Source organism: Brevundimonas sp. (assembly GCF_036399195.1).
Lineage (GTDB): Bacteria > Pseudomonadota > Alphaproteobacteria > Caulobacterales > Caulobacteraceae > Brevundimonas.
Genome location: NZ_DASWNO010000300.1, coordinates 1 through 1,915, shown reverse-complemented (window position 1 = coordinate 1,915; position 1,915 = coordinate 1). Strand labels below are relative to the sequence as shown.

General features: G+C 68.6%; 2 protein-coding genes. One reads left to right on the top strand and one right to left on the bottom strand.

From position 1 onward, the window contains the following. The coding region (locus VGB60_RS13200; protein ID WP_331038710.1) for a 2-keto-4-pentenoate hydratase at nucleotides 1-629 on the bottom strand (629 nt) is incomplete at its 3' end. Nucleotides 630-759: 130 nt separating this feature from the next. Here VGB60_RS13200 and VGB60_RS13195 point away from each other — a divergent pair. Continuing rightward, the coding region (locus tag VGB60_RS13195; RefSeq protein ID WP_331038709.1) for a pectate lyase at nucleotides 760-1,915 on the top strand (1,156 nt) is incomplete at its 3' end.

Below are 1,915 nucleotides of genomic sequence, written 5' to 3'. Positions count from 1 at the left end.
GAATCGAGCGGTCCCCCGGGAATGGACGCGGCCCCGCCCTGTCCGACGATCACTCCGTCGATGGTCATGGTACAGGTCAGATCCGTCAGTCTTGTGCGCCAGTCGGCGACCTCTGAGCCCACGATCAGCCCGGCGTTGTTGCCGAAGTCCGAGGCCGTCACGGCGGGCCCATGGTCGTTGATGCCGGCGAACGGGCTGCCGGCGATCTCGACCCCGGTCAGGACGCGACCCACGAGCGGGGCGACCGTCTCGGCCGTCCAGCCCTCGCGATCCGGCGCATCCTCGGCCATCTCGAGCACATATTCCGCCTCGACCGCCGCGAACCCGCCGTCGATCACGTGGAAAGCCGTGGGCGTCAGGCCCGCCGTCGAGATGTTGTGGGCGAAGATGGGGCCCGCCAGCCGCCCGGCGCCGAAGCGTGTGTCGTGAGGCGCGTTGATGCGGCCCAGTTTCCAGCCCGCAACGCGATCGGGCCAGGCCGAGATGGCGCCGTCCTGAACGGTATAGGCGGCCTCCAGCGACACCGGCTCCGGGCCCGGATAGTCCTTGACCGAACGGCCCGCGCGGCGCGCCTCCACGAAGGCGCGGGCGATCGGCGAAACCGTTGAATTGTCGTGTGCGTGGCTCACGCCGCCCCCCTGTTGCGTCAGACATTGCGCAGGAAGGAAACCGGTGTCAATTTGAATCCGGCGCAGCCCCTCGGGGCGGCGCGCCGGTTGAAGGTCGCGCCCGCAGGCGACCCTGTGACAGGATGGAATCATGACGCTCGCCCGCATCGCCGCCTTCGCCGCCGCCCTTCTGGTTCCGCTCCCCGCCTCGGTGGCGATGGCGCAAACGCCCGCGCCCGCTGTCGCCGAAGCCGCTCTGCCGGCCTTCCCCGGCGCTCTGGGCTGGGCGTCCAAGACGCCAGGCGGCCGGGGCGGTCGGATCATCCGGGTGACCAATCTGAACAGCGAGGGGCCCGGCTCGCTGCGCGAAGCCATCGAAGCCGACGGGCCTCGTATCGTCGTGTTCGAGGTTGGCGGCGTGATCGACCTGGGCAAGAAGACGCTGCGGCTGCGCAATCCCTTCATCACCATCGCCGGCCAGACCGCGCCGTCGCCGGGCGTCACCCTGATCAAGGGCGGCATGGACATCACCACGCATGACGTCATCGTCCAGCATATCCGCGTGCGCCCCGGATCGGCGGGCGGCGAGTGGATGAGCGGCTGGGACGAGGACTCCATCGCCACCGTCGGCGCCTACAATGTCATCGTCGATCATTGCAGCCTGACCTGGGGCACCGACGAAAACCTGTCCGCCTCCGGTCCGCGCTTCACCGGCTCGACGCCCGCCGAATGGCGCCAGGGCACCAGCCACGACATCACCTTCTCGAACAACCTGATCGGCGAGAGCCTGGCCTACTCGACCCACTCGAAGGGCGAGCACTCCAAAGGGTCGCTGATCCACGACAACGTCACGGGCCTGCTGATCGTCGGCAACCTCTACGCCCACAACTACGAGCGCAGCCCGCTGTTCAAGGGCGGGGTGCACGGGATCATCGCCAACAATCTGATCTACAATCCGGGCCCGCGCGCCATCCACTACAACCTCGCCCCGGAGGAGTGGGGAACCGTACCGTTCGAGGTCGGCAAGATGACGGTCGTGGGCAACGTCCTGCGCGCCGGGCCTTCGACGCCGACCGAGCATCTCGCCTTCATGATGATCGGCGGGGCAGGCGACGTGGAATACTACGGCCGCGACAACATCGCCGTGGATCAGGTCGGCGAGCCGCTGCGCATGTTCGGCCGCTACACCACCAGCCCCGCGCGAATCATCGAGGTGCGCCGCCCCCCGGTCTGGTGGGAGGGTCTGGCGCCGATTCCGGCCGTGGATGTGCAACGGTCCGTGCTGGCGAATGTCGGGGCCCGGCCCT